This is a genomic window from Xanthomonas sp. NCPPB 3582 (assembly GCF_041475735.2).
Lineage (GTDB): Bacteria > Pseudomonadota > Gammaproteobacteria > Xanthomonadales > Xanthomonadaceae > Xanthomonas > Xanthomonas codiaei.
In genome coordinates, this window is record NZ_CM192968.1 from 4,207,752 (window position 1) to 4,230,824 (window position 23,073).

Consider the following 23,073-nt stretch of genomic DNA (forward strand, 5'->3'; position numbering starts at 1 on the left):
GTGGATCAACTACTGCGTCGCCGGAACAACCACGCCGCCACGCCCAGCATCACCATCGGCGGCAGCGCGTAGGCGATGCGGTAGTCCAGCTTGAGCGCGCCGGCCATGCGGCCGAAGAACAGCTGCAGCAGCCAGAAGCCCAGCGCGAACAGGATGCCCAGGAACAAGCGCTTGCCCAGGCCGCCGCTACGCAGCGAACCGAACGAGAACGGAATGGCCGCCATGCACAGCGCCAGCACGTTGAGCGGGTAGAACCAGCGGCTCCAGTACTGGTCTTCGTAGTCGCGTGCGTCCAGGCCGTTGCGGCGGCGGTACTCGATGCTCTGCTCCAGTTCGTGTGCGGAGAGATTGCGCGGCTTGGCCAAGCCGGCCGCCAACGCAGCCGGACTCAGCTGCGATTGCCATGCCAGTTCGGGAAAGGTCTCGCGCTGCACCGAGCGTTCCTGGAAGGTGTCGCGGCGTACCTGCCGCAGCGTCCAGCGGCCATCGCGGTGCTCGGCCACCGACGCATAGGTCAGCTGCTGCATGCGGCCGTTGGCATCCAGGTGATACAGGCGCACGTCGTGCAGATCCAACGCAGTGCCGCCGCTGTCGAGCAATTTTTCCTCGCCACTGAGCGCATTGAGGAAGGTGTCGCCTTCGCGCGCCCACAGGCCGGAATAACGCGACGAGGCCATATTGCTGTTGTAGCGGGCGCTGGCCTTGAGCGTGTCGGCCTGGTTCTGCGCCCACGGCCCCACGGTCTCGCCGCTGATCACCATGCTGGCGGTCAGCAAGGCCATTGCAGCGACCACCGAGGCGGACATGCGCTTGCGCGACACACCCAACGCACGCAGCGCGGTCAATTCGGATGTGGCCGCCAGCTGCCCCAGACCCATCAGCGCACCGATCACCGCGGCGGTGGGAAACAGGGTATAGGCGCGACGCGGCACCGTGTAGGCCACATAGGCCACCGCATGCCCGAAGCTGTAGCTGCCCTGGCCGATGTTCTTGGCCTCGCTGGCAAACGCATTGACCAGGTCCAGCCCCAGCAGCACCGCCCAGGTCAGCAGTACGGTGAACAGCACCGCACGGCCGACGTACCAATCGTGTACCCGTGGCGTCAGCCTCATGCGCGCGCCCTCGGCCGGCGCACGCGTCCATCGCGCGCATAGGTCCAGATCGCCACCGCCAGCAACGGCAGCGTCAGCCACCACAGCCCCAGCGCGGCCGGGGTCTTGCCGTTGGCGATCCACTGGGTGCCGACGATCATCAGGTTGGTGCCGACCATGTAGGCCAGAAAGGCCAGCATGATCCGGCCGTAGCGCTGCTGCCGCGGCGCGCTGCGCGACAGTGGCAGGGTCAGCAAGGCGAACGCCAGCGCCAGCAGCGGCGGCGCCAGCCGCTCATGCAGTTGCGCGCGGGCAGCCGGGCGTTCGTCCGACAGCAGCTGCGTGGTCCACATCACTTCCGGGTCGTTGGCATCATGCACGCGGGTACGGTCGGGCAGGGCCACGTCGTTGCTGGCGAACTTCATCAGGCGGTAGTCCAGGGTGTCGCCGGCCGCCGGGCCCTCGATGCGGTAGCCATCCTCCAGGCGCAGGTAGCGGTCGGTCTTGCCTTCGAAGAACATCGCGCCGCGCTCGGCAGTGACCACATCGATGCGGTCGTCCTTCTGCCGCTGCAGGAACACCTTGCCCAGGTTCTTGCCGTCGGCGGAAATGGTGGTCAGGTAGACCACGCCACCGCCGGAGAGCGGGGTGAACTTGCCCGACTCCAGGCCGGCCATCAGCACGCTGCGATTGGCGTCTTCCAGCATGGTTTCGGCGGTGCGGCTGGCCCAGGGACCCAGCCACAGCGAGCACAGCCCGATGACCACCACCACCGGCACCACCAGCATCAGCATGGGCCGCAGCATGCGTTTGGGGCCCACACCAATGGCGGTGATGACGGCCATTTCTGAATCGCGGTACAGCCTTGCCAGCGCCAAGAGCAGGCCCAGCATCAGCGCCAGCGGCAGGATGATGGGCAGATAGGCGACGAATTGCAGCCCCACCTGCGACAGCAGCAGGCGCGCCGGGATGCGGCCATCGGCGATATTGCCGAGGATATCCACCAGCACACCGCCGACGCTGACGACCAGCAGCACGATCAGGGTGGCCAGGAAGCTCTGGGTGAAATCGCTGAGCAGGTATCGATCGAGCTTCGGCATGGGGTGGGCTTGTTTTAAACTCTCGGATTCGTTCGCGGCGCCGCCAGCCTAACCAGGCCGGCGTAAACGGCCCGCGATTGTACGGATTTGCCTACGGAATCTGATCAATGGCCCTGCAATTCACCCTGAACCAAGACGCGCCGGCAAGCGCCGCGGTCGACTGCATCGTGGTTGGCGTGTTCGCCGACAAGACCCTCTCGCCCGCTGCCCAGGCGCTGGACAGCGCCAGCCAGGGCCGTCTGACGGCCTTGGTGGCACGCGGCGATGTGGTTGCCAAGACCGGCTCCACCACCCTGCTGCACGACCTGCCCGGAGTCACCGCCCCGCGCGTGCTGGTGGTGGGCCTGGGCGATGCCGGCAAGTTCGGCGTGGCGCCCTACCTCAAGGCGGTGGGCGACGCGACCCGCGCGCTCAAGACCGGCGCGGTGGGCACCGCCCTGCTGACCCTGACCGAGCTTCCCATCAAGGCCCGCGATGCCGCCTGGAACATCCGCCAGGCCGTGGTGGTCAGCGACCATGCCGCCTACCGCTACACCGCCACGCTGGGCAAGAAGAAGGTCGACGAGACCGGCCTGACCGCCCTGGCGATCGCCGGCAACGACGCCCGCGCGCTGGCCGTGGGCATTGCCACCGCCGAAGGCGTGGAGTTCGCCCGCGAGCTGGGCAACCTGCCGCCGAACTACTGCACCCCGGCCTACCTGGCCGACACCGCCGCCGCCTTCGCCGGCAAGTTCCCGGGCGCTGAGGCCGAGATCCTGGACGAGACGCAGATGGACGCGCTGGGCATGGGCTCGCTGCTGTCGGTGGCGCGCGGATCGGCCAACCGCCCGCGCCTGATCGTGCTGAAGTGGAACGGCGGCGGCGACGCGCGTCCCTACGTGCTGGTCGGCAAGGGCATCACCTTCGACACCGGCGGCGTCAACCTCAAGACGCAGGGCGGCATCGAGGAGATGAAGTACGACATGTGCGGCGGCGCCAACGTCATCGGCACCTTCGTGGCCACGGTCAAGGCCGAGCTGCCGATCAACCTGGTGGTGGTGGTGCCGGCGGTCGAGAACGCCATCGACGGCAACGCCTACCGTCCGTCGGACGTGATCACCAGCATGTCCGGCAAGACCATCGAGGTCGGCAATACTGACGCCGAAGGCCGCCTGATCCTGTGCGATGCGCTGACCTACGCCGAGCGCTTCAATCCCGAGGCGTTGGTGGACGTGGCCACCCTGACCGGCGCCTGCATGGTGGCGCTGGGCCACCAGACCGCCGGCCTGATGAGCAAGCACGACGACCTGGCCAACGAGCTGCTGGCCGCCGGCGAGCATGTCTTCGACCGCGCCTGGCGCCTGCCGCTGTGGGACGAATACCAGGGCCTGCTGGATTCCACCTTTGCCGACGTCTACAACATCGGCGGCCGCTGGGGCGGCGCCATCACCGCCGGCTGCTTCCTGTCGCGCTTCACCGAAAACCAGCGCTGGGCGCACCTGGACATCGCCGGCGTGGCCAGCGACGAAGGCAAGCGCGGCATGGCCACCGGCCGCCCGGTCGGCCTGCTGACCCAGTGGTTGCTGGACCGCGCCGCAAGCGGCGCGGCGTGATTGGGGAGTGGAGATTCGGGATTCGTGCCGCCGCACGCATCCCGCCGTCCTTAGCAACTTGCAGGCAGACAGTGACCGGCTGTCGCCAATCCCGAATCCCCCTCAACGAATCCCTGCCCTGATGCCCCGTGCCGACTTCTACCTGATCGCCAAGCCGCGCTTCCTCAACGAACCGCTGCGGCTGGTCTGCGAGCTGGCGCGCAAGGCCAACGACGCCAACCTGTCCACGCTGATCCTGGCGCGCGATGCGCAACAGGCCGAAGCGCTGGACGACCTGCTGTGGGCGTTCGACGACGAGGCCTATGTACCGCACCAGATCGCCGGCACCGACGACGAAGACGAACTGGCGCCGGTGCTGATCGCCGCCCCCGAGTTCGCCGCGCCATCACGCCCGCTGGTGATCAACCTGCGCGACGATCCCTACGTGGGCGCCTGCGACCGCGTACTGGAAGTGGTGCCGGCCGACCCCGCCGCCCGCGAACCGCTGCGCGAACGCTGGAAACAGTACAAGGCCCTGGGCCTGGAACTCACCAAGTACGACATGTGAGTGCGGCGGGGATTGGGGAGTTGGGATTGGAGATTCGTCACCACGGGTTGTCGCGCTTCCACAGCGCTACAGCCAACGACGAATCGGAAATCGCCCCCCTCGGTTCCACAGCACCATCGTTGTCATTGATGCGTGGGTTGCCAGTGATCACCACAGGCCCCATGACGCAACAAATCCCGAATCCCGAATAACGAATCCCAGCCCTTCTATGACCACCCTCGCCTCCAGCTACGACCCCGCCTCCTTCGAATCGCGCCTGTATGCGCAATGGGAGGCGGCCGGCTATTTCGCGCCGTCCGGCAAGGGTGAGCCGTACACCGTGCTGCTGCCGCCGCCCAATGTCACCGGCACGCTGCACATGGGGCATGCGTTCCAGCAGACCTTGATGGACGCGCTGGTGCGCTACCACCGCATGCGCGGCTTCGACACGCTGTGGCAGGTGGGCACCGACCATGCCGGCATCGCCACCGAGATGGTGGTCTCGCGCAATCTGGCGCTGGAAGGCAAGGGCGAGACGCGCGACACGCTCGGCCGCGAAGGCTTCATCGCCAAGGTGTGGGACTGGAAGGCGCAGTCCGGCGACACCATCGAGCGCCAGATGCGCCGGCTGGGCACCTCCAGCGACTGGTCGCGCAGCACCTTCACCATGGACCCGCAACCGTCGGCGGCGGTCAACGAGGCCTTCGTGCGCTGGTACGAGCAGGGCCTGATCTACCGCGGCCAGCGCCTGGTCAACTGGGACCCGGTGCTGAAGACCGCCATTTCCGACCTGGAAGTGGAAAACGTCGAGGAAGACGGCTTTTTGTGGTCGATCCGTTACACCCTGGCCGATGGCGTGAGCTACGAACACGTCGAGCACGACGCCGACGGCAACGAGACCCTGCGCGAAACCCGCGATTACCTGGTGGTGGCCACCACACGCCCGGAAACCCTGCTCGGCGACACCGCGGTGATGGTGCACCCGGACGATGCGCGCTACGCCACCTTGCACAGCGCACGCATCGTGCTGCCGCTGACCGGCCGCCAAGTGCCGGTGATCACCGACGATTATGTGGACCGTGCGTTCGGTACCGGCGTGGTCAAGGTCACGCCGGCACATGACTTCAACGACTACCAGGTGGGCGTGCGGCACTCGCTGCCGATGATCAACATCCTCACGCCAGAAGCAAAGATCATTGGTCTTTCTAGCTATCGTAAGCGTCGTGATGCTGAAAACCCCCGTGACCCAATTCTGACTCTGGATCGCGATGCTCTGCCTTCCGATATAGGAATTCCGGAGAAATACTGGAACCTCGATCGCTACGAAGCTCGCAAGCTTGTCCTAGCTGATTTGGAGGACGAAGGTCGATTGGCCGAAACCAAGCCGCACAAGCTGCAGGTGCCGCGTGGCGACCGCACCGGCCAGGTGATCGAGCCCTATCTCACCGACCAGTGGTTCGTGAAGATGGACGCGCTGGCCAAGCGCGGCCTGGAGCTGGTGGAAAGCGGCCAGATCCAGTTCGTGCCGCCGAACTGGATCAACACCTATCGCCACTGGATGGAAAACATCCAGGACTGGTGCATCAGCCGCCAGCTGTGGTGGGGCCATCGCATCCCGGCGTGGTTTGACGAAGGCGGGCGCTGCTATGTGGGTCGCGACGAACGTTCGGCCTACGAAAAATATCTTGAGTCCAATATTTCTCTTCCAGAGGAAGTACGGTCCAAGCTACTTGCTTGCATCAAGCTTGTGCGCAATGACGAATTCATTCTGGCGATTCAGGAACAAGTTCCTGCTCAGTATCGCCTAAGCCAGGACAGCGACGTGCTGGAAACCTGGTTCTCCTCGCAGCTATGGCCGTTCTCCACCCTGGGCTGGCCGGATGCGAGCGCGATGGCCGAGCGCGGTTTCGGGCGCTATCTGCCGTCGTCGGTGCTGGTCACCGGCTTTGACATCATCTTCTTCTGGGTGGCGCGCATGATCATGGCCACCGACAGCTTCACCGGCCAGGTACCGTTCCGCGATGTCTACATCACCGGCCTGATCCGCGATGCGCAGGGCCAGAAGATGTCCAAGTCCAAGGGCAATGTGCTCGATCCGCTGGACATCATCGACGGCATCAGCATCGAAGACCTGGTGGCCAAGCGCACCGGCGGATTGATGCAGCCGCGCATGGCCGAGAAGATCGAAAAGGCCACGCGCAAGGAATTTCCGGACGGCATCATCGCCCACGGTGCCGATGCGCTGCGCTTCACCATCGCCGCGCTGGCAACCCATGGCCGCGACATCAAGTTCGACCTGGGACGTGCAGAGGGCTACAAGAACTTCTGCAACAAGCTGTGGAATGCCACGCGCTTCGTGCTGATGAACAGCGAAGGCCAGGACCCGGGATTCGCGGCCCGGGGCCCGGGCCAGCTGCAGCCGGTCACCGATGCCGAGAAGTGGATTCTTGCGCGCCTGGACAAGGTCACTGCAGAAACCCACGCGCATTACGCCAACTACCGTTTCGATCTGCTCGCGCAATCGCTGTACGAGTTCGCCTGGAATGCCTTCTGCGACTGGTTCGTCGAACTGGCCAAGCCCGCACTGAACGGCCAGGACAGCGAAGCTGCCGCCAGCACCCGCCACACCCTGCTCTACGTGCTCGAAGCCCTGCTGCGCCTGCTGCACCCGCTGATCCCGTTCGTGACCGAAGAGTTGTGGCAGCAGGTCGCTCCGCGCCTGGGCATCACCGACGCCACCATTTCCCTGCAGGCCTTCCCTCAGGCCAGCGACCTCGATACCAGCGGCTATGCCGGTGCGGAGGCCGATGTCGAATGGCTGAAGTCGATGGTGTCGGCGCTGCGGCGCGTGCGCAGCGAATTGAACGTGCCGCCCTCCAAGCAGGTGCGCCTGTTGCTGCAGGCCGGCAATGCCGACGACCGTGCGCGCGTGGCGCGCTTTGCATCGCAGCTGTCCTTCCTGCTCAAGCTCGAGGCGATCGACTGGCTGGCAACCGGCCAGGACACGCCGCCCTCGGCCACCGCCATCGTCGGCGAACTCACCCTGCTGGTGCCCCTGGACGGTCTGGTCGACATGGATGCCGAACGCACCCGCCTGGACAAGGAAATCAAGCGCGTGGAAAGCGAGATCGGCAAGTGCAACGGCAAGCTGGGCAATGCCACCTTCGTGCAGAACGCGCCGGCCGCGGTGGTCGAGCAGGAGCGTGCACGCCTGAACGACTGGACGGTGCAATTGACCGGCCTGCGGGAACAGCGCGCCAAGATCTGACGCAGCGGATCGTCTCGGTGCGCTGCAACTGCACGGTCACGCATCCGTGCAAGCGGCACCGATGCGACGGCAACACCGGGCCGGGCACTGGGCGGATCGCTCACAGCGATGAAGGCACGCACTGCTTGGTGGTGCACCGACCATCGTGACCGGTCCTTGGCCCTGCAGCCAAGTCTCAGACCAGACGCCTGGCGCATCATCCATCCGCAGCAACCGCTTGCAGACACCGATATCTACGCGATGCCCCCGCCGGGCACCACACCCAAGCAAAACCCGACAGCGCTGGCCGCGCGTTGTTTCGACGCAGCACCGCATCGGGCACCATGTGCGCATGAAGATCTATCTCGTTGGCGGCGCCGTCCGCGATGCCTTGCTCGGCCAGCCGGCCGGCGACCGCGATTGGGTGGTGGTCGGTGCCGATCAGGCGCAGCTGCAAGCGCAGGGATTCAAGCCGGTAGGCAAGGACTTCCCGGTGTTCCTGCATCCGCGTAGCGGCGAGGAATATGCGCTGGCGCGTACCGAGCGCAAATCGGGCCGGGGCTATCGCGGCTTCGTGGTGGATGCCGATCCCTCGGTGACACTGGAAGAAGACCTGTTGCGGCGCGACTTCACCATCAATGCGATCGCCCGCGACGAAGACAGCGGCGAGCTGGTGGACCCGTATGGCGGTGCGCGCGATCTGCAGGCGCGCATCCTGCGTCATGTGGGGCCGGCGTTTATCGAAGATCCGGTGCGCGTCCTGCGTGCGGCACGCTTCATGGCGCGGTTCGCCCCGCTTGGCTTTACGCTGGCGCCGGAAACCGCAGCGCTGATGCGCGAGATGGCGGCCAATGGCGAGCTGGACAGCCTGGTCCCCGAACGCGTCTGGCAGGAACTGCGCCGCGCCCTGACCTGCGCGCGACCGTCCGCCTTCCTGCGCACGCTGCACGACACCGATGCACTGCGCATCATCCTGCCGGAAATCGATGCGCTGTACGGCGTGCCGCAACGCGCCGACTTCCACCCGGAAGTGGATACCGGCATCCACCAGGAGATGGTCAGCGACATGGCCGCACGTCTGGCGCCCGGCGATGCGCTGATCGGCTTTGCCGCGCTCACCCACGACCTGGGCAAGGCGCTGACGCCACCGGAGCAGTGGCCTCGCCACCTGATGCATGAGCAGCGCGGTGTCGACCCGCTGCTGGCGCTGTGCGAACGGCTCAAGGTGCCGCAGGACTATCGCCAGTTGGCCGTCACCGCCTGCCGCGAGCATCTCAACGTGCACCGCCTACCCGAACTGCGCAACAGCACCGTACACGACTTGCTGGTGCGTTGCGATGGCTTCCGCCGGCCGGAGCGCATCGCACAACTGGCGCTGGTGTGCGAGGCCGACAAGCGCGGCCGCCTCGGCAGCGAAGAATCTGCCTACCCGCAAGGCGACCTGCTCAAGCGTCTGCATGCAGCAGCACTGGCGATCAATGCGCGCGACCTGGCCGCGACCGGCCTGAAAGGCCCGCAGATCGGCCAGGCCCTGGCGAAGGCGCGGATTGCCGCGATCGCTGCGGTGCGCAACCACCCCAGCTGAGAGCTACCGACCGGCTGCGGCACGCAGCCCCTGGATCGATGAGCGCACACGTGACACGCGCAACGCCTGGCACCCACGCCACATCGAGACCGAGTCCCCGGCCCTATCGACCGAAGCGGCTGCACCACGCAGCCGCCCGTCACCCGTCACAGTTTGAAGTTCAGGCTCAACATGAAGGACCTGCCGTTCTTGTAGAGGTAGTACGGCTGGTTCTTGTTGCCGATGTAGCTGAAGTAGGTTTCGTCCAGCAGGTTGGTGGCTTCCAGCGCCACGCGCAGCCGCTCGGTGGCCTGGTAGCCGAACGAGGCATCGACCTGGGTGAAGGCATCGGTCATCTGCTGGCCGTTGAGTCGGCCGATCTGGGTGAAGTATTCCGAGCGCCAGCCCAGGTTGACCCGCGCGCTCCACTTGCCCTGCTCGTAGTACGGGCTGATGTTGTACGCGTTGCGCGAGTTGTACGGCAGGCTGTAATCGCCGTCGGTATTGGAATCGGAATAGGTGTAGTTGGCGACCACGCCGAAGCCATTGCCGAAATTGTGCTGCAGGTTGAGCGCCACGCCCTGCACCTTGGCATCGCCGGCATTGGTGGGCACCGAGGTCTGGTAGGTGCTCGGTCCACCGGTGGCGTTGTTGAAGAACACCCGGTCTTGTACGGTGGTGAGGATGTAGTTGGAGATATCGCGCGAGAAGAACTCGGCGCTGAGCAGGCTGCTGTCGGCGAAATACCATTCCAGCGACGCGCCCAGGTTGGTGGATTCGTACGGGCTCAGGCCGGGGTTGCCGGTCGACGCGGTCAACGTGGTGTCGTCGGTAGCCACGTACGGGGTCATGTTGGTGTAGCGCGGCCGCGCGATGACCTTGGAGGCGGCAAAACGCAGCATCAGGTCATCGCGCAGGTCGTAGGCGATGTTGAAGGCCGGCAACCATTTGCCGTAGCTGCTGAGAAAGTTGACCGGCGTGTAGCTGCCGCCCGGCGCATAGCTGAAGCCATCGGTGGAATCGCGGGTATGCACGTAGCGCACGCCGATGTTGCCGCGATAGCGCTCGCCGGAGAAGTTGCCCTGCAGGAACCAGGCGCGGTTCTGCTCCTCGATGCTGTAGTTGCCTGCGTAGCTGATCGGTAGGCCGGCATCGCCTTCCAGGCCGCCGATGTAGCGGCTGATCGCGCCGCGACCGATGGTGGACCAGCGCTGCATGTCGGCGCTGGTGGACAGGCCATCCAGGTAGCCGGATGGCGTGGTGCCTGGCGAAAAATCCGCCAGCGTACTGCCATCGTTCGGCGCCCAGGTCCGGCTATAGGACGACTGCCCGGTGGCGTGATTGGTGAGCTTGATACCGGTGAGGATCTGCGTGAACGGCCCCCATTCCACCGCATGGTCGAAATCCAGCTGCAGGTAACGCTCCTTGTCGTACTGCGGGCTGTGGCTGGCCGAGGCGTTGTTGAGCTGCATCGCCGCGGTATTGGTCGGCTCGGTGCTGTAATCCATCGCGGTGCGACGCCCGTCGATGGCGTAGCTGTAGCCGGCCTGATTGCGGAACTGGATGCCGTAGATGCGCTCGGCACCGCCTTGCGAGCTGGTGTAACCGACCTGGCTGGAGGCATTCCAGCCGTCGCCATGCCAGTCGGCGCGCAGATGGATGCTGCCGGTGCTGACATCGCTGTTGCGCAGGTACCCATCCAGGAACGTCGTTGACTGATCGCCGAAGGTGCCGGAGGTGGCCACGCCGTCCTCGAAACCCAGCGCCTGTGCATCGCCGGGGTTGGATCCCCAGTAGCCGTAGCGGCTCTGGTTGTAGTTGTCGAAATTCTCGGTGACGTATAGGCCGGTCAGGTTGAGCTCGAAGTCCGCATCGGGTTTCCACTGCAGCGCCGCGCTGATGCCATCGCGTTTACGCGTCTGCTGGAACAGCGCGGTGTTGATCGAGGTCGGAAACACGCCGGTGTTGTTGCCGACCACCGCAGGTGGAAACGCGGCGCCGGCGACATCGTCGTAACCGAAGATCTCCACGCCCTCGCGGCGCAGCACGCGCTGGGAGTGCATCACCGAGGTCAGTATGCCGAAGGTTTCGTCCTGGTTTTTCCAGCTGTAGAGCGCGGAGGCGTTCGGCTTGCCCTCGTCGGAGCGATCGTTGTACCCGTAGCTCACTGTCCCGGTGAGCGTATTGCGATCGAGCTCCAGCGGCTTGCGCGTGTGCACGATCACGGTGCCGCCGATGGAGCCTTCGTCGATCCGCGCCTCGGGGGTCTTGTAGACCTCCATCAGGCCCACCACTTCCGGTGCCAGCGTGCTGTAGTTGAACGAACGGCTGTCCGGGTCGTTGGGATCGCCACCCCAACTGGTGGAAGCGATGGTCTGGCCGTTGAGCAGCACGCGATTGAGCGCCGGATCGGTCCCCAGAATGCTGACTTTTTCGCCTTCGCCGAACTGGCGATCCACGGTGATGCCGGACAGGCGCGACAAGGATTCGGCTACGTTGGTATCGGGGAACTTGCCGATATCCTCGGCGCTGATCGCATCCACGATCGCGTCGGCATTGCGCTTGACGTTGAGCGCCTTGCCCAGGCTGGCCTGGTAACCCACCACCTTGATTTCGTCCAGCGTGGAGACCGAAGGATTGGCTGGCGGCTGTTGTTGTGCAGCCGCCGCTGCGGGCTGCGATGGTGCGGGCGTTGATGCGGGCTGCTGCGCAGACGCCGGAAGCGCCAGCGCGCCACTCAGTGCGGCGCCCCCGATCAACAGCGCGCGGACCGCTGCGCCCAATGGCGCGCGTTGCGGCGATCGTTTTCGCATGACAGCGCGCGAAGGCGCGCCCGTGCCCTGCATCGGACAGGCGATCGCGGCGATTGTTGATACACGATTAGCGGGGACAGTGGGCAGCGCGGAAGCGCAACGATCACGCGCGGCGATCGGCCGCGCGACGGCGGGACAGATGGCATCGACAGACAACGACAACAGACGGGGAAACAGCATTGCATTGACCTCGTGGCGAAGACGTCAGGCCGCAACCGATGGGTTGCACTGGAGCGCGGTGCGCGCGGTGCTGCATTCCGTCCCCTGCGCCGGAATGCAGGCAATGACCCACACGCGCAGTCCGCGTGCAGATCGGGGCTACCAGACCGCAGCATGGGCGGCTGGCAATGAAGCGATCGAATGGAACAGGCTCCTGTTCGCTGACAACGTTATCAGCGAAGGTGCCTTCCGACAGTGGCACTGTCAACCAACTGCCGGAAACGCCTGGATTTATGCGAGATACGCTGTGGTCGCCGTCGATAATGGAATAGCGGCGTGACCTGTATCGCAGTCCTGATGACTGCATATGCAGACCACTGCGCTAGGCAGCATGACGTGGAAAGGCTGCGCAGTGAAATGTTGCGATGCAAGGTACGGTGGTTGCGGGGTGTGGTACACGCGCGTCAGCACGCCGGTCGTCTGTCTTGATTGACCTCACCCGAAACAGACGAAGGCGGCGGTGGAACGCGCGGCGTCAGTCGCGCTGCCCGGCCACCCAGGTGTTCACGACCTGCACGTCGGCGTCCACCAGCACCAGGTCGGCCTGGTAGCCGGGTGCGATGCGGCCCAGGCGTTCGCCCAGGCCGATGCATTGGGCCGGATAAGTAGAGGCCATGCGTGCGGCTTCAGCCAGGTCCACGCCCAACCAGCGCACGCTGTTGCGCACGGCGGTGGCCATGTCCAGCGCCGATCCGGCAAGAGCGCCGTCGGCATTGCGCACCACGCCATCCACCGCCGTGATGGTTTCGCCGTAAAGGTCGAAGCTGGGGCTGTCGCTGCCGACCATCGGCATGGCGTCGGTCACCAGCAGCAGCTTGCCGCGCGGCTTGGCCGCCAGCGCCACGCGCAAGCTGGCCGGATGCACATGCACGCCATCGACGATGACACCGCACCACACATCTGGATCCTCCAGCGCGGCGCCCACGGCGTTGGGCTCGCGCCCGGCCAGTTGCGACATCGCGTTGTACACGTGCGTGAAGCCGCTGACGCCAGCAGCGATGCCATCGCGCGCCTGCTCGTAGGTTGCCGCAGTGTGGCCGGCGAACACGATTGCACCGCCAGCCACGAACGCGCGGATGTCCTCCAGCGGCACGCGCTCGGGGGCGAGCGTGATCAGGGTGACGCCGTTGTCCAGCGATGTGTCCACCGCGATCTCATACGCGTCCGGCAGACGGAACTTGCGCGCGTCGTGGGTGCCCTTGCGCGCGGGGCTCAGGTAGGGCCCTTCCAGATGGATGCCAAGCACGCCGGGCACGCCTTGCGCGATGGCGGCGCGTATCGCCTCGATCGCTTCGGCCATCACCTGCGCGGTATCGCTGATCAGCGTCGGCAGCATGCCGGTGGTACCGAAGCGGCGATGCGCCGCCGCAATGGTGGCCAGCGCCTGCGGGTCGCGTGCGTTGTTGAACAACACCCCGCCGCCGCCGTTGACCTGGATGTCGATGAAGCCGGGCAACAAGGTGGCGCCGCCCAGATCCACGCGCGTGTGCGCCTGCGCCACGCGTGCATCATCGGCCGGCACGATCGCCTGGATCTGCGCACCGTCCAGCAGCACGGCCAGGCCATCCTGCAGACCGTCGTCGGTCAACACGCGCGCATTGCACAGCGCTTGAATCGGGGAAGCATCCATGTTCAAACGGTTTCCGTAACCTTGTTCAAGTGCGGCGGCAGATCGGGATTATGGCCGCGCTGCAGTGCCAGCGCATTGATCGCGCGATAGAAGCTCTGCACGGTCAGCAGCGGCGCACACGCCGGGTGCGCGGCATCGGCCAGCGGCAGATCGCCATCGGGCGCGGCCAGCCACACTTGCGCGCCACGTGCACGGAATTCGTCTGCCAGTGCGCGCGTGCCTGCGCCGGTTTCATCGGGCTGGGCGAACACCAACACCGGGAATCCCGGGCCGACCAGCGCCATCGGTCCGTGCTTGACCTCGGCCGAGCTGTAGGCCTCGGCGTGCAGGCCGCAGGTTTCCTTGAACTTCAGCGCCGCTTCCTGCGCCGCGCCCAGGCCGAGGCCACGCCCGAGCACGAACAGGTTGTGCGCAGGCACCAGGCCGGCGGTGAGCGTGGACCAGTCGGCCTGCCAGGCGCTACGCAGTTGTTGCGGCAACGCGTCCACTGCGGCGAGCAGTGCGGGGTCGTTCTTCCACACGGCGCCCAGCTGCAGCACTGCCGCCAGCGAGGCGAGATAGCTCTTGGTCGCGGCCACGCTCTTTTCCGGGCCGGCACCAAGCGCAATCACCACATCGGCCAATTGCGCCAGCGGCGAATCCTCCACGTTGACCAGCGCCACCACGCGTGCACCGGCGGCCTTGGCCGCTTCGGCATTGCGCAGCAGGTCCGGGCTCTTGCCCGACTGCGAGATCACGATGTACAGCGCGCCACGCAGCTGCAGCGGCGCGGCATAGACCGATCCAACCGAGGGCGACGCCGAAGCGGTGACGATGCCCAGCTGCGTCTCGAACAGGTACTTGGCATACGTTGCCGCGTGATCGGAACTGCCACGCGCGCAGGTCACCACGAACGGCGGCGGGTTATCGCGCAGCGACTGCGCCAGCGCGGCGATGGTATCGGCGTTGCGCGCGAACTGGGCGGCCACCACGTCGGCGGTCTGTGCCGCCTCGCGGAACATCAGGGTCTCGGTTTCGAGGGGGAGGCTCATCTGGACTCAGGCGGATTCGGGGGGAAGAGGTTTGCTGGCCGGCGTCTGCGCCGGAGCGGTGGAGCCGCGCACCACCAGTTGCGGCACGAAGCCACGGTTCTGCAGTTGCGCGGGCTGGTCGTCGTAGGCATCGCTGCGCAGCTGGCTGATCAACAGGCGTGCGGCATGCCGCGCGATGTCGTCGGTGGCCTGCTTGGCGGTGGTCAGTGCCGGCCACGATTGCCGCGAGAACGGGCTGTCTTCGAAACCGGCAATCGACAACTGGTACGGCACGTTCATGCCGGTGGACTTGGCCGCGGCCAGCACGCCGGCGGCGATTTCGTCGTTGCTGCCGAAGATGGCGGTGGGCGGTTCGCGCAGCGACAACAGCCGGCGCGCACCACGAAAGCCGTCGTCGAAGGTGTAGTCGCCGGGAATCACCAGGTGCTTGTCCAGGCTGATGCCGTAATCCTTCAACGCGGCCTCGTAACCAGCATAGCGCTCGCCGCTGGAACGGTGCTGCGGGCCGCCCCACAGGAAACCGATGCGCTGATGGCCGAGCTGGATCAGATGCTCGGTGATTTCATACGCGGCATCGCGGTCGTCGATATACACACAAGGGCCATCGCCCGGGTCGTCGGTGGCGGCGATGATGCGCACGCTCTTGATGCCGCGCGCGGCCAGACCAGCCAGTAGCTCGGGGCGCTCGGACATCGGCGCGGTCAGCACCACCCCGGCCAGGCGCGAACGCTGCACCCATTCGGCCAGTTCCTCGGCCAGCAACGGCGAGGTGGAATCGCAGGGATGGATCTGCAGGCCAAAGCCGGTTTCGCGGCAGGCGGCCAGCACGCCGTTCTGGATGCCGATGATGTGATACGGATTGGGATTGTCGTAGACCAGGCCGATCACGAACGGCGTGCCGCTACGCAGATTGCGCGCGGACGGATCGGGTTCGTAGTCGAGATCGGCGATGGCACGCAGCACGCGCGCGCGCGTGGCCTGCATCACCGAGGGCTCGTTGTTGATCACCCGCGACACGGTCTTCAATGAGACCTTGGCGCGCTCGGCGACGTCTTTGATGGTGGGCCTGCGCATGGGTGTGCCTTGGTCGTCGGAACGCATCATGCCGGCGCGCTCACTTGGCCTGGGCCGGCAGGCCCACGCGGTGACCGCGCAGCGAATAGAACAGGATGTACAGATAGCACGGCACCATCAGCGCAGCGAACACGACCTGGAAGTCGTAATGCTGTTTGAGGATGGCGAACAGCTGCGGAATGATCGCGCCGCCGGCGATGCCCATGACCAGCAACGCCGAACCGATTTCGGTGAAGCGGCCGAGCCCGCGGATGGCCAGCGGAAAGATCGCCGGCCACATCATCGCGTTGGCGAAGCCGAGCGCGGCGACGAAGCCCACCGACACGTAGCCATGGGTGAACAATGCGCCCAACGAGAACAGCACGCCCAGCACCGCCGACACGCTCAGGTAGCGCGCCTGCGAAATGATGTTGGGGATCAGCACCAGGCCGGCGATGTAACCCAGCAGCATGGCACCCAGCGTGTAGGAGGTGAATAGTTTGGTGCTGTCCAGCGGCAGGTTGAAGCCATGCCCGTAGGTGCCGATCGCATCGCCGGCCATCACTTCCACGCCCACGTAGACGAACAGGCACAACACGCCCAGCCACAGGTGCGGAAACTGGAAGATGCTGTGCTTCTGCACGCCGGTCTTGGCGCCGGGCGTGGCATTGGCCTCGGCGGCCCGGAGTTCGGGCAGTGGCGAGAACAGCACGCCGATGGCCAGCAGCAGCAGCACGCCGGACATCACCAGATACGGTGCGTGGATCTTGGCGGCGAATGCAGTGAGCAAGGTTTGCTTGGTCGCGGCATCGGCGCTGGCGACCTGCGCGGACAGGTCGCCGATGCCGTGCAGCACCAGCGAGCCGATCAGGATCGGTGCCAGGATGCCGGCGACCTTGTTGCAGATGCCCATCAAGGCGATGCGGCGTGCGGCGCTTTCGATCGGTCCGAGGATGCTGATGTAGGGGTTGATCGCGGTCTGCAGCAAGGCCAGCCCGCTGCCGATCACGAACAGCCCGCCCAATGCGCCCGGATACCAGCGCTGGGTGGCGAACTGGCCGAAACCGGCCGCGCCCACCGCCATCACCACCAGGCTCAGCGCCAGGCCCTTCTTCATGCCGGTGCGCCTGAGGATCCACGACGACGGCAGCGCCAGGAAGAAGTACGACAGGTAGAACACCATCAGCACCAGGAAGGCGTTGACCTCGTTGAGATCGAACGCCAGCCGCACGAAGGTGATCAGCGGCCCGTTGATCCAGGTGAAAAAGCCGATGATGAAGAACAGCACGCCGACGATGGCGATCGAGACAACGGGATTTGCGGGCCTGGCGGTAGTCATGGATCGGCTGGCTCTGAAGTTGGCGTGGGGGAGGCCGTTGGCGTCAGCGGCGCAGTTCGGCGACGAAGTCGTAAAAGTCGTTGTGGCAATAGGTATCGGTCAGTTCGATCGCGCTGCCGTCGCGGGCGTAGCCCACGCGCACCACGTGCAGGATCGCCTCGCCGGTCTTCATGCGCAGATGCTCGGCCAGCCGCGCCGGCAGGTTGATGGCGCGAAAGTACTGCAGTGCGCGCACCACCGGGGTGCCTTGCGCATCCAGATAGCTGTAGAGCGAATCGCCTACCTGCTGCGGGTCGGCCACGATGCGCTGCGGCAGCACGGCATGTTCGTAGGCCATCACGCGGTCGTCGGCGCTGCGCAGGCGCGTCAGCGAGGCCACCGATGCGTCCGGCGACAGGCCCAGCCGCAAAATCTCTTCGCCGTGGGCCGGGCGCAGGCGCCGCTCCAGCCAGCGCGTGCCCGGCTCGTAGCCCTTGATGCGCAGCGTCTCGCTGAAGCTGGTGAGGCCGCTGAGCTGGTGCTGGATCTGGGTGGTGACGAAGGTGCCGGCGCCCTGCCGGCGCGACACCAGGCCTTGTTCGACCAGCACGTCCACTGCCTGGCGCAAGGTCACCCGCGAGATCTGCAGGCGCTCGCACAGCTGGCGCTCGGCCGGCAACGCCTCGCCGGCCTTCCATTGACCACCGCGGATGGCATCGGTGAGCTTGCCGGCCAGTTGCAGGTAGAGCGGCGTCGGCGCGGATGCGTTCAGGTGCAACTCGTCCAGTCGCTTGTCGGCGTCCGTCTTGGGCTTGGCCATTGGTTGTTTCCGCCCGCCTGAATTCGATAGGTCCAATATAGTACCAATCGACGGCAGCGCACCAGCCCCCGGCACGCCAGGGGCAGATGAGGCTTGGATTCGGCGAGGAATTCAATCTCGGGCTGGCCGACGCACTGGTATGAAATTTCGGGACGATCGCGCAGTGGTCTGCCTGATGCCACGGCGGCAGGGCCGGACGAGACGCCTTGCCAGGACCGCGGCAATGGCGTGCCGAATCGGGATTCAGACCGATTGCATTACGGGTCGGCCGCAGCGTGCCCGATCGGTCCTGCCGGACAGCGCGCTACGCCATGGACGTGTCGCTGTCCCCCACTGCACCGGTGGCCCATCGGCCCTGCAAACAGATCTACAGCTGCCCTTCGTCGCGCCGTACCAGCCAGCGCTCCGGCGTCTGCGTGAAGCCGAGCAGTTGCAGGCCCAGCTGCAGGGCGGTGTCGGGGCCTGGCTCGACCTGGGTGCGCCACTGCCAGCGCCCATCGCGCTGCAGGCGCAGTTCGGCATTCAACTGCACGCCATCCGGCAGGCCGCCATCGGGGGCGAGTGCCAGCACCACTGCATCGTCCACGCAACGCGGGCTGCCGCGCAGGCGCAGCGGCAGCAACCCGGCGGCCTCGCCACCCTCGCTGGGTACGATCTGCAAGGCCACATCGCCGCCGGCCTGGATGCAGCGGGTGTCGTCGAAGACCGCGCGGACATCGCGCAGATCGATCGACAGATCCATCAGACTCACCCCGCCGGGCTTGCGGAGCAACAGCCGGCCATTGGCCTGTTCCACGCCTTGCCGTGCGCCCTGCAGTGCAACCGCTTGCACGGTAGCCGAACGCAGCTGCACCTGGCGTTCGCCACGCAATAGCGGCACCGCACGCAGGCGCACGCCGACATCGCCCAGCTGCAGGCTGTTCCAGCGCAGCTTGCGCAAGGTGCCGTTCCAGATCGAGCCCTGCGCTTCCAGCGCGGAAAACGGCAGGCGCTGCGCCGACAACAGCAGGCGCAGCGGCAAGGTGGCGATCACAGCCGTGGCGAGCAGCAGCAGGCCCAGCAGCGTCCAGCGCAGTGCCCTCATGGCGCGATGCCCGGCAAGGTGATGTGCGCCTGCAGTTGGCCGTCGCGGCGGGTGATGTCGAGTTGCGTCGGTGCCAGATGCTCGCGCTGGCGCAGCTGTTCCAGCCAGGCAAACAGGCTGGCACTGCTCACGCTATCGATCTGCAGCTCGAGCGCTCCCGTTGGGCTCACGCGGTGATGGGTGATGACGATGGTGGCCTCGCGGGCGCTGCGCAGAATGCGCTCAAGGGGGACCGCGGCTACTGTAGCGGCGCGTTGTGAAGCGCGCGCAGCGAGCAGGGCTTCGGCGGCCTGGTCATAACGGGACTGCGCACCGTCCTTCCAGTGTCGCAGTGGCACCAACAGTGCGTACCACCCCACGAAGGCCGCCACGGCCACCAGCATGATCGCCAGCATGCCGCGCTCACGCGGCGCACGCGCCTGCCACCATGCCTGCATGCGTTGGCTCATCGTGGCGGCTCCAGCTGCAAGGTGGTACGCAAGCGCGCATCCTCAGATTCGCTGGGCGATGGTTGCAGCTGCCAGCCGGCATCGCGCAGACGAGAAGTAACATTCTGCAGCTGCGCCGCATCGGCATGCAGCACCGCGATCCGTATTGCGCCGGTGTGCCGGTAAGACAGCGCATCCAGTTCCACGCCTGGTGCCGAGTCCACTGCGGAGAACACGGTTGCCAGGCGCGTAGCGAATGCGTTCGGCGCTGTAGCGGCGGCCTGTGCGGCCGCATCGGACGGACGGTTGGCACCGCTGCTACCGAGCAGCGCGGCAGCGCGCCGCTGCAGCAGCTGCGCACCGATCTCGTAGCGCAGGGTCTGCGCGAGCAGCAGCAACACCGGCGACAGCACCAATAGCGCAACCAACAGTGTCAGCGTGCGCGTGCGCAGGCCGGCGCGCTGGCGGCTGACCAGCGCAAAGCCTTGCTGGCGCAGATCGATCGGCGCGCTGGCCGCATGCCGGGCGAACTGCGCGATGGCCGGCTGCGGATCCGGATCCGGCGGCAGCACGGGCGCGACGGCAAGCGAGGCAATCAACACCTGCGCAAGCGGCGGCTCCAGGCTGCAGGCCAGACGCGGGCCGCGCAACAGCCAGCGCCCGTCCCACTGCAGCAGTGTCGGCGGCTGCTCGGCGGCCGGCACGGGCAGCAGCAGGCAATCCGGCACCACCGCATCGGGAACGATGCCAACGCCTGCAGCGCGCTCCAGCCACTGCTGCATCACCGCCGTGTCCACCGCCGCGACCAGGTGCATGCCGTCGGCATCCGGCTGCGCAGCAATCGCCACGTGCAGGGACTGCGCGTCTGCCGCCAGGTGCTCGGCCAACTGCAGGCGCGCGGCCGCCACCGATTGCGCCCTGCTGCGCCCGGGCAAGGCCATCCAGCGCAGCTGCACATCGGCGCCGGGCACCACCAGCACGCTGCGTCCAGCCGGCGCAGGCCGTGCGCTGCATTCGCCCTGCCAGACCACCTGCCCGTGCGCATCCACATGCACGGCAGTTGGCGGCATTGCGGTGTCGGCCGGCAGCAGCACCAGCGTGGTCATCATGCATCGGGGCTCCATTGACGTGCCACCAGCCGCACGCGGCCGGCCGGGTCTTGCTGCAGCAAGGCTTCGAGCATGATCTGCGCACCGGCATGCTCGACTTCGCTGAAGAGGGAAAAATACGTGGTGCGCAACTGCACCTGCTGCAGCACGGCGTTCGATGGTGCCGCTTGCAGCAGGGCCGGCATGTTGAAGAACACCGCCGGATCGCGCCATCCGCCGGCCGGGCGCGCGGCGATCACCCGGCGTGCGGCGGCCAGTTCCAGCCGGCCTTCGGTCAGCGCCACCAGCACCGGCGCATCCTGCAGGCGCAGCGTGTTGATGTTGAGCGGCGACAGCCGCCCTTCCGGCAGCGCGCACAGATAGGGCTGCAGCAACGTGATGCGCTCCGGGGTGTAGCCGGCGATGGCGGCCAGCTCGCTGACACCGGCCAGCAGGGTCGCACCGGTCCGCAGCGGCACGGCCGATTGCAGATACTGCTCGTCCTCGGCGCCATGCGCGCCGGGTTGGCTGTCGCTGTCGATCCAGTCCACCAGCACATCGGTCAGCGCCTGCGCCTGTGGCGGCGTGACGCCCAGCGCCTCCAGTAGTGCCTGATATTGGCGCGCACCGTCGTCGCTGCGCTGCCATTGCTCGGGCGCGCCGGCGACCACGCTATTGAGGTTGAAACAGCTGCCACGGTCGCGCAGCCGTACGCTCACCATGCCGTCGTCCAGCGGGAAGGTGACCGGCTGATCGTTCCAGCCGCCATCCAGCGTGGTGCGCAGCGGGTCGCGCCTGGCCAGTGCCTGCAGGCGTTGCCGCGCGACCGTTTCGCTGCCCAGTGCATACCACTGCGCCTGCGTCATCGCCTCGCCATTGCCGCTGCGGCGCAGGCCAAAGCGCAGATCGTCCAGCACCGCGACCATCAGCAGGGTCATCACCGCCACCAGCAGCAATACCGTCAACAATGCGACGCCGCGTTGCCGCGCAGGTGCATACAGCGCCCTCATGCGCGCCCCTCCGGCAGCAGGAACACTTGCCGCACACGTCCCCATTGCTCCAGGTCCAGCTCCAGCGAGATCGCATCCGGCAGCGCTTCCAGCCCGCCGCTCCAGCCATCGCTCCATTGCGCACGGTAATGAAACGCCACCACCGCCGAGCGCACGCCACGCAATAGCACCTGCGGCGTTGCGGCCGCCGTGCCATCCAGCGCCGCGCGTGCGCTGCGCTCCAGGCGTCCTTCGACCAGGCGGTACTCCACATATTGCAACGAGGCACGCGGCGCCCGATCCGGATTGCTCCAGCCACGCCGCACGAAGCCGAACAACGGCCCCTGGGTTCCCGGCGCACTGGCGATGAAGGCCGTGCGCGCGGCACTGCCATCGCCATTGCGCGTGCGCCGCACCGCGGCCTGTTGCAGATCGCTGCGCAGCAGGCCATGGGCCAGCTGGAAATCGCGTACCTGCTGCAGCCGCTCACGGACCGCATCGCGTTGATCGATGCTCTGGCGCATCGCCACCACCGCCGCAGCTGCCACCAGCGCGAACACCGCCAGCGCCACCAGCAGTTCGATCAGGGTGAAACCCGCCGCGCGACGTGGGCTGCTCATTGCACGCTCCGCAACACGCTCAGGCTGGCGATTTCCTGCACCTGGCCTGCGGCACGCACCTGTACTTCGATACGCACCATGCCGGCGCTGGCCGGCATGGCCTGGCGCTGCCAGTCCCAGCTGCGGCCACCCAGCCGTTCTTGCCCGCGCGCAGGCGCCAGCGCAGCGGCGGTGGGGGCAAGCATTGCCTCGATCGCCTGGTTTTCCGCCACTACCGCCGCCAGTGCGCGTTCTTCCAGCACCACCGCCGTGCGCGTGCTTTCGCCGGACAGGTTCAACAGCCCCACCACCGCCATGCCGAAGATGGCCAGGGCGACCAGCAGCTCCAGCAGCGAAAAGCCGGCCGCGGCCTGGCGATTACCGGTGCGGCGCATCGACCCGTACTCCGCCGGCGGCATCGACCAGCACCTGTAGTTGTTGCTGCCCGTCGGCCAGGGCGATGCGTTGCGGCGTAGCCGCACCGGTAGGATCGAAGCGCACGCTCAGCTGCGTGGCGCCGGCTGGTAGTTGCGCCCGCACACCGGCCGGCCAGCGCGTGGCGACGAACGGTTTTTCGTCCAGCACCACCCACTGCTGCCGCGCCTGGCGACGGAATGCGTAGCCGCCGCTATCGACGATCACCTCGACCATGCGCAGGCTCAGGATGGCGTCATCGCGCGCGTTGATCAGTGCGCTGGCCAAGCCGTCGGCCTGGTCGTGCAGATCGCGCCGGGTGTCCGGCAGCGTCATCACCACCAGCGTGCTGGCCAGCGCGGTGATGACCAGCAGGGCCAACACCTCCAGCAAGGTGAAACCACGCGTGCCCGCACGCCGGTGGCGTCGTGCGCATCGCTGCACGATGACGGGTGCGATCGGCACGC

At 66.5% G+C, this 23,073-nt stretch carries 20 protein-coding genes; 5 read left to right on the top strand and 15 right to left on the bottom strand.

Annotated elements, in window-relative coordinates:
• Positions 1 to 5: 5 nt before the first annotated feature.
• Together lptG and lptF are read right to left on the bottom strand one after the other, a co-directional pair.
• Positions 6 to 1,112, bottom strand: a complete 1,107-nt coding sequence (lptG, locus tag ACCQ05_RS17885) for an LPS export ABC transporter permease LptG (protein ID WP_372391853.1) — start codon at positions 1,110 to 1,112, stop codon at positions 6 to 8.
• On the bottom strand, positions 1,109 to 2,191 hold the full coding sequence (gene lptF / locus ACCQ05_RS17890; RefSeq protein ID WP_372391855.1) for an LPS export ABC transporter permease LptF: 1,083 nt from the start codon (positions 2,189 to 2,191) through the stop codon (positions 1,109 to 1,111). The genes lptG and lptF overlap by 4 nt, the downstream gene beginning before the upstream one ends.
• A gap of 107 nt (positions 2,192 to 2,298) precedes the next feature.
• Between lptF and ACCQ05_RS17895 the strand changes: the two genes are divergently transcribed.
• From ACCQ05_RS17895 to ACCQ05_RS17910, 4 genes are all read left to right on the top strand, one after another.
• Positions 2,299 to 3,783 carry a leucyl aminopeptidase gene (locus ACCQ05_RS17895; protein WP_372391857.1) on the top strand — a complete coding sequence of 495 codons (1,485 nt, stop codon included), beginning with the start codon at positions 2,299 to 2,301 and terminating at the stop codon, positions 3,781 to 3,783.
• Positions 3,784 to 3,904: 121 nt separating this feature from the next.
• Entirely contained in the window at positions 3,905 to 4,330 is a 426-nt protein-coding gene (locus tag ACCQ05_RS17900) for a DNA polymerase III subunit chi (RefSeq protein ID WP_372391859.1), read from the top strand.
• Positions 4,331 to 4,538: 208 nt separating this feature from the next.
• Positions 4,539 to 7,577: a valine--tRNA ligase gene (locus ACCQ05_RS17905; protein ID WP_372391861.1), complete on the top strand. Its 3,039-nt coding sequence runs from the start codon at positions 4,539 to 4,541 to the stop codon at positions 7,575 to 7,577.
• Positions 7,578 to 7,908: 331 nt separating this feature from the next.
• Positions 7,909 to 9,141 (top strand): multifunctional CCA addition/repair protein, encoded by a 1,233-nt coding sequence (locus tag ACCQ05_RS17910; RefSeq protein WP_372391863.1) that lies wholly within the window; start codon positions 7,909 to 7,911, stop codon positions 9,139 to 9,141.
• Between the two features lie 146 nt (positions 9,142 to 9,287).
• Here the strand turns inward: ACCQ05_RS17910 and ACCQ05_RS17915 are convergent, their stop codons facing one another.
• Positions 9,288 to 11,933 carry a TonB-dependent receptor gene (locus ACCQ05_RS17915; protein WP_228962158.1) on the bottom strand — a complete coding sequence of 882 codons (2,646 nt, stop codon included), beginning with the start codon at positions 11,931 to 11,933 and terminating at the stop codon, positions 9,288 to 9,290.
• Between ACCQ05_RS17915 and ACCQ05_RS17920 the strand changes: the two genes are divergently transcribed.
• A complete protein-coding gene (locus tag ACCQ05_RS17920; protein WP_228962159.1) occupies positions 11,932 to 12,432 on the top strand; it encodes a hypothetical protein in 501 nt (166 codons plus the stop codon). The two genes, ACCQ05_RS17915 and ACCQ05_RS17920, sit on opposite strands and share 2 nt — an antisense overlap.
• A 195-nt stretch (positions 12,433 to 12,627) precedes the next feature.
• On the opposite strand, the gene nagA is transcribed toward ACCQ05_RS17920, so the two are convergent.
• From nagA to ACCQ05_RS17980, 12 genes are all read right to left on the bottom strand, one after another.
• The gene (gene nagA, locus ACCQ05_RS17925) at positions 12,628 to 13,782 is read right to left on the bottom strand and encodes an N-acetylglucosamine-6-phosphate deacetylase (protein WP_228962160.1); all 1,155 of its coding nucleotides are present in this window, start codon (positions 13,780 to 13,782) and stop codon (positions 12,628 to 12,630) included.
• A gap of 2 nt (positions 13,783 to 13,784) precedes the next feature.
• The gene (locus ACCQ05_RS17930; protein WP_228962161.1) at positions 13,785 to 14,813 is read right to left on the bottom strand and encodes an SIS domain-containing protein; all 1,029 of its coding nucleotides are present in this window, start codon (positions 14,811 to 14,813) and stop codon (positions 13,785 to 13,787) included.
• Between the two features lie 6 nt (positions 14,814 to 14,819).
• Positions 14,820 to 15,887, bottom strand: coding sequence for a LacI family DNA-binding transcriptional regulator (locus ACCQ05_RS17935; RefSeq protein WP_029218977.1), 1,068 nt, complete (start codon positions 15,885 to 15,887; stop codon positions 14,820 to 14,822).
• Positions 15,888 to 15,927: 40 nt separating this feature from the next.
• Positions 15,928 to 17,205 carry a sugar MFS transporter gene (locus ACCQ05_RS17940; protein WP_372391865.1) on the bottom strand — a complete coding sequence of 426 codons (1,278 nt, stop codon included), beginning with the start codon at positions 17,203 to 17,205 and terminating at the stop codon, positions 15,928 to 15,930.
• Positions 17,206 to 17,248: 43 nt separating this feature from the next.
• Complete coding sequence (locus ACCQ05_RS17945; protein ID WP_372394159.1) at positions 17,249 to 17,971, bottom strand: GntR family transcriptional regulator; 723 nt, start codon at positions 17,969 to 17,971, stop codon at positions 17,249 to 17,251.
• 400 nt (positions 17,972 to 18,371) lie between these two features.
• On the bottom strand, positions 18,372 to 19,088 hold the full coding sequence (gspN, locus tag ACCQ05_RS17950) for a type II secretion system protein N (protein ID WP_372391867.1): 717 nt from the start codon (positions 19,086 to 19,088) through the stop codon (positions 18,372 to 18,374).
• Positions 19,085 to 19,537, bottom strand: coding sequence for a type II secretion system protein M (locus ACCQ05_RS17955; protein ID WP_372391869.1), 453 nt, complete (start codon positions 19,535 to 19,537; stop codon positions 19,085 to 19,087). Before ACCQ05_RS17955 ends, gspN begins: the two co-directional genes overlap by 4 nt.
• Positions 19,534 to 20,625, bottom strand: a complete 1,092-nt coding sequence (gspL, locus tag ACCQ05_RS17960) for a type II secretion system protein GspL (protein WP_372391871.1) — start codon at positions 20,623 to 20,625, stop codon at positions 19,534 to 19,536. Before gspL ends, ACCQ05_RS17955 begins: the two co-directional genes overlap by 4 nt.
• Complete coding sequence (gene gspK / locus ACCQ05_RS17965; protein WP_372391873.1) at positions 20,622 to 21,614, bottom strand: type II secretion system minor pseudopilin GspK; 993 nt, start codon at positions 21,612 to 21,614, stop codon at positions 20,622 to 20,624. The genes gspL and gspK overlap by 4 nt, the downstream gene beginning before the upstream one ends.
• Complete coding sequence (gene gspJ / locus ACCQ05_RS17970; RefSeq protein WP_372391875.1) at positions 21,611 to 22,213, bottom strand: type II secretion system minor pseudopilin GspJ; 603 nt, start codon at positions 22,211 to 22,213, stop codon at positions 21,611 to 21,613. The genes gspK and gspJ overlap by 4 nt, the downstream gene beginning before the upstream one ends.
• Positions 22,210 to 22,587, bottom strand: coding sequence for a type II secretion system minor pseudopilin GspI (gspI, locus tag ACCQ05_RS17975; protein ID WP_372391878.1), 378 nt, complete (start codon positions 22,585 to 22,587; stop codon positions 22,210 to 22,212). The genes gspJ and gspI overlap by 4 nt, the downstream gene beginning before the upstream one ends.
• On the bottom strand, positions 22,571 to 23,071 hold the full coding sequence (locus ACCQ05_RS17980; RefSeq protein ID WP_372391880.1) for a GspH/FimT family pseudopilin: 501 nt from the start codon (positions 23,069 to 23,071) through the stop codon (positions 22,571 to 22,573). The genes gspI and ACCQ05_RS17980 overlap by 17 nt, the downstream gene beginning before the upstream one ends.
• Between the last annotated feature and the right edge of the window lie 2 nt (positions 23,072 to 23,073).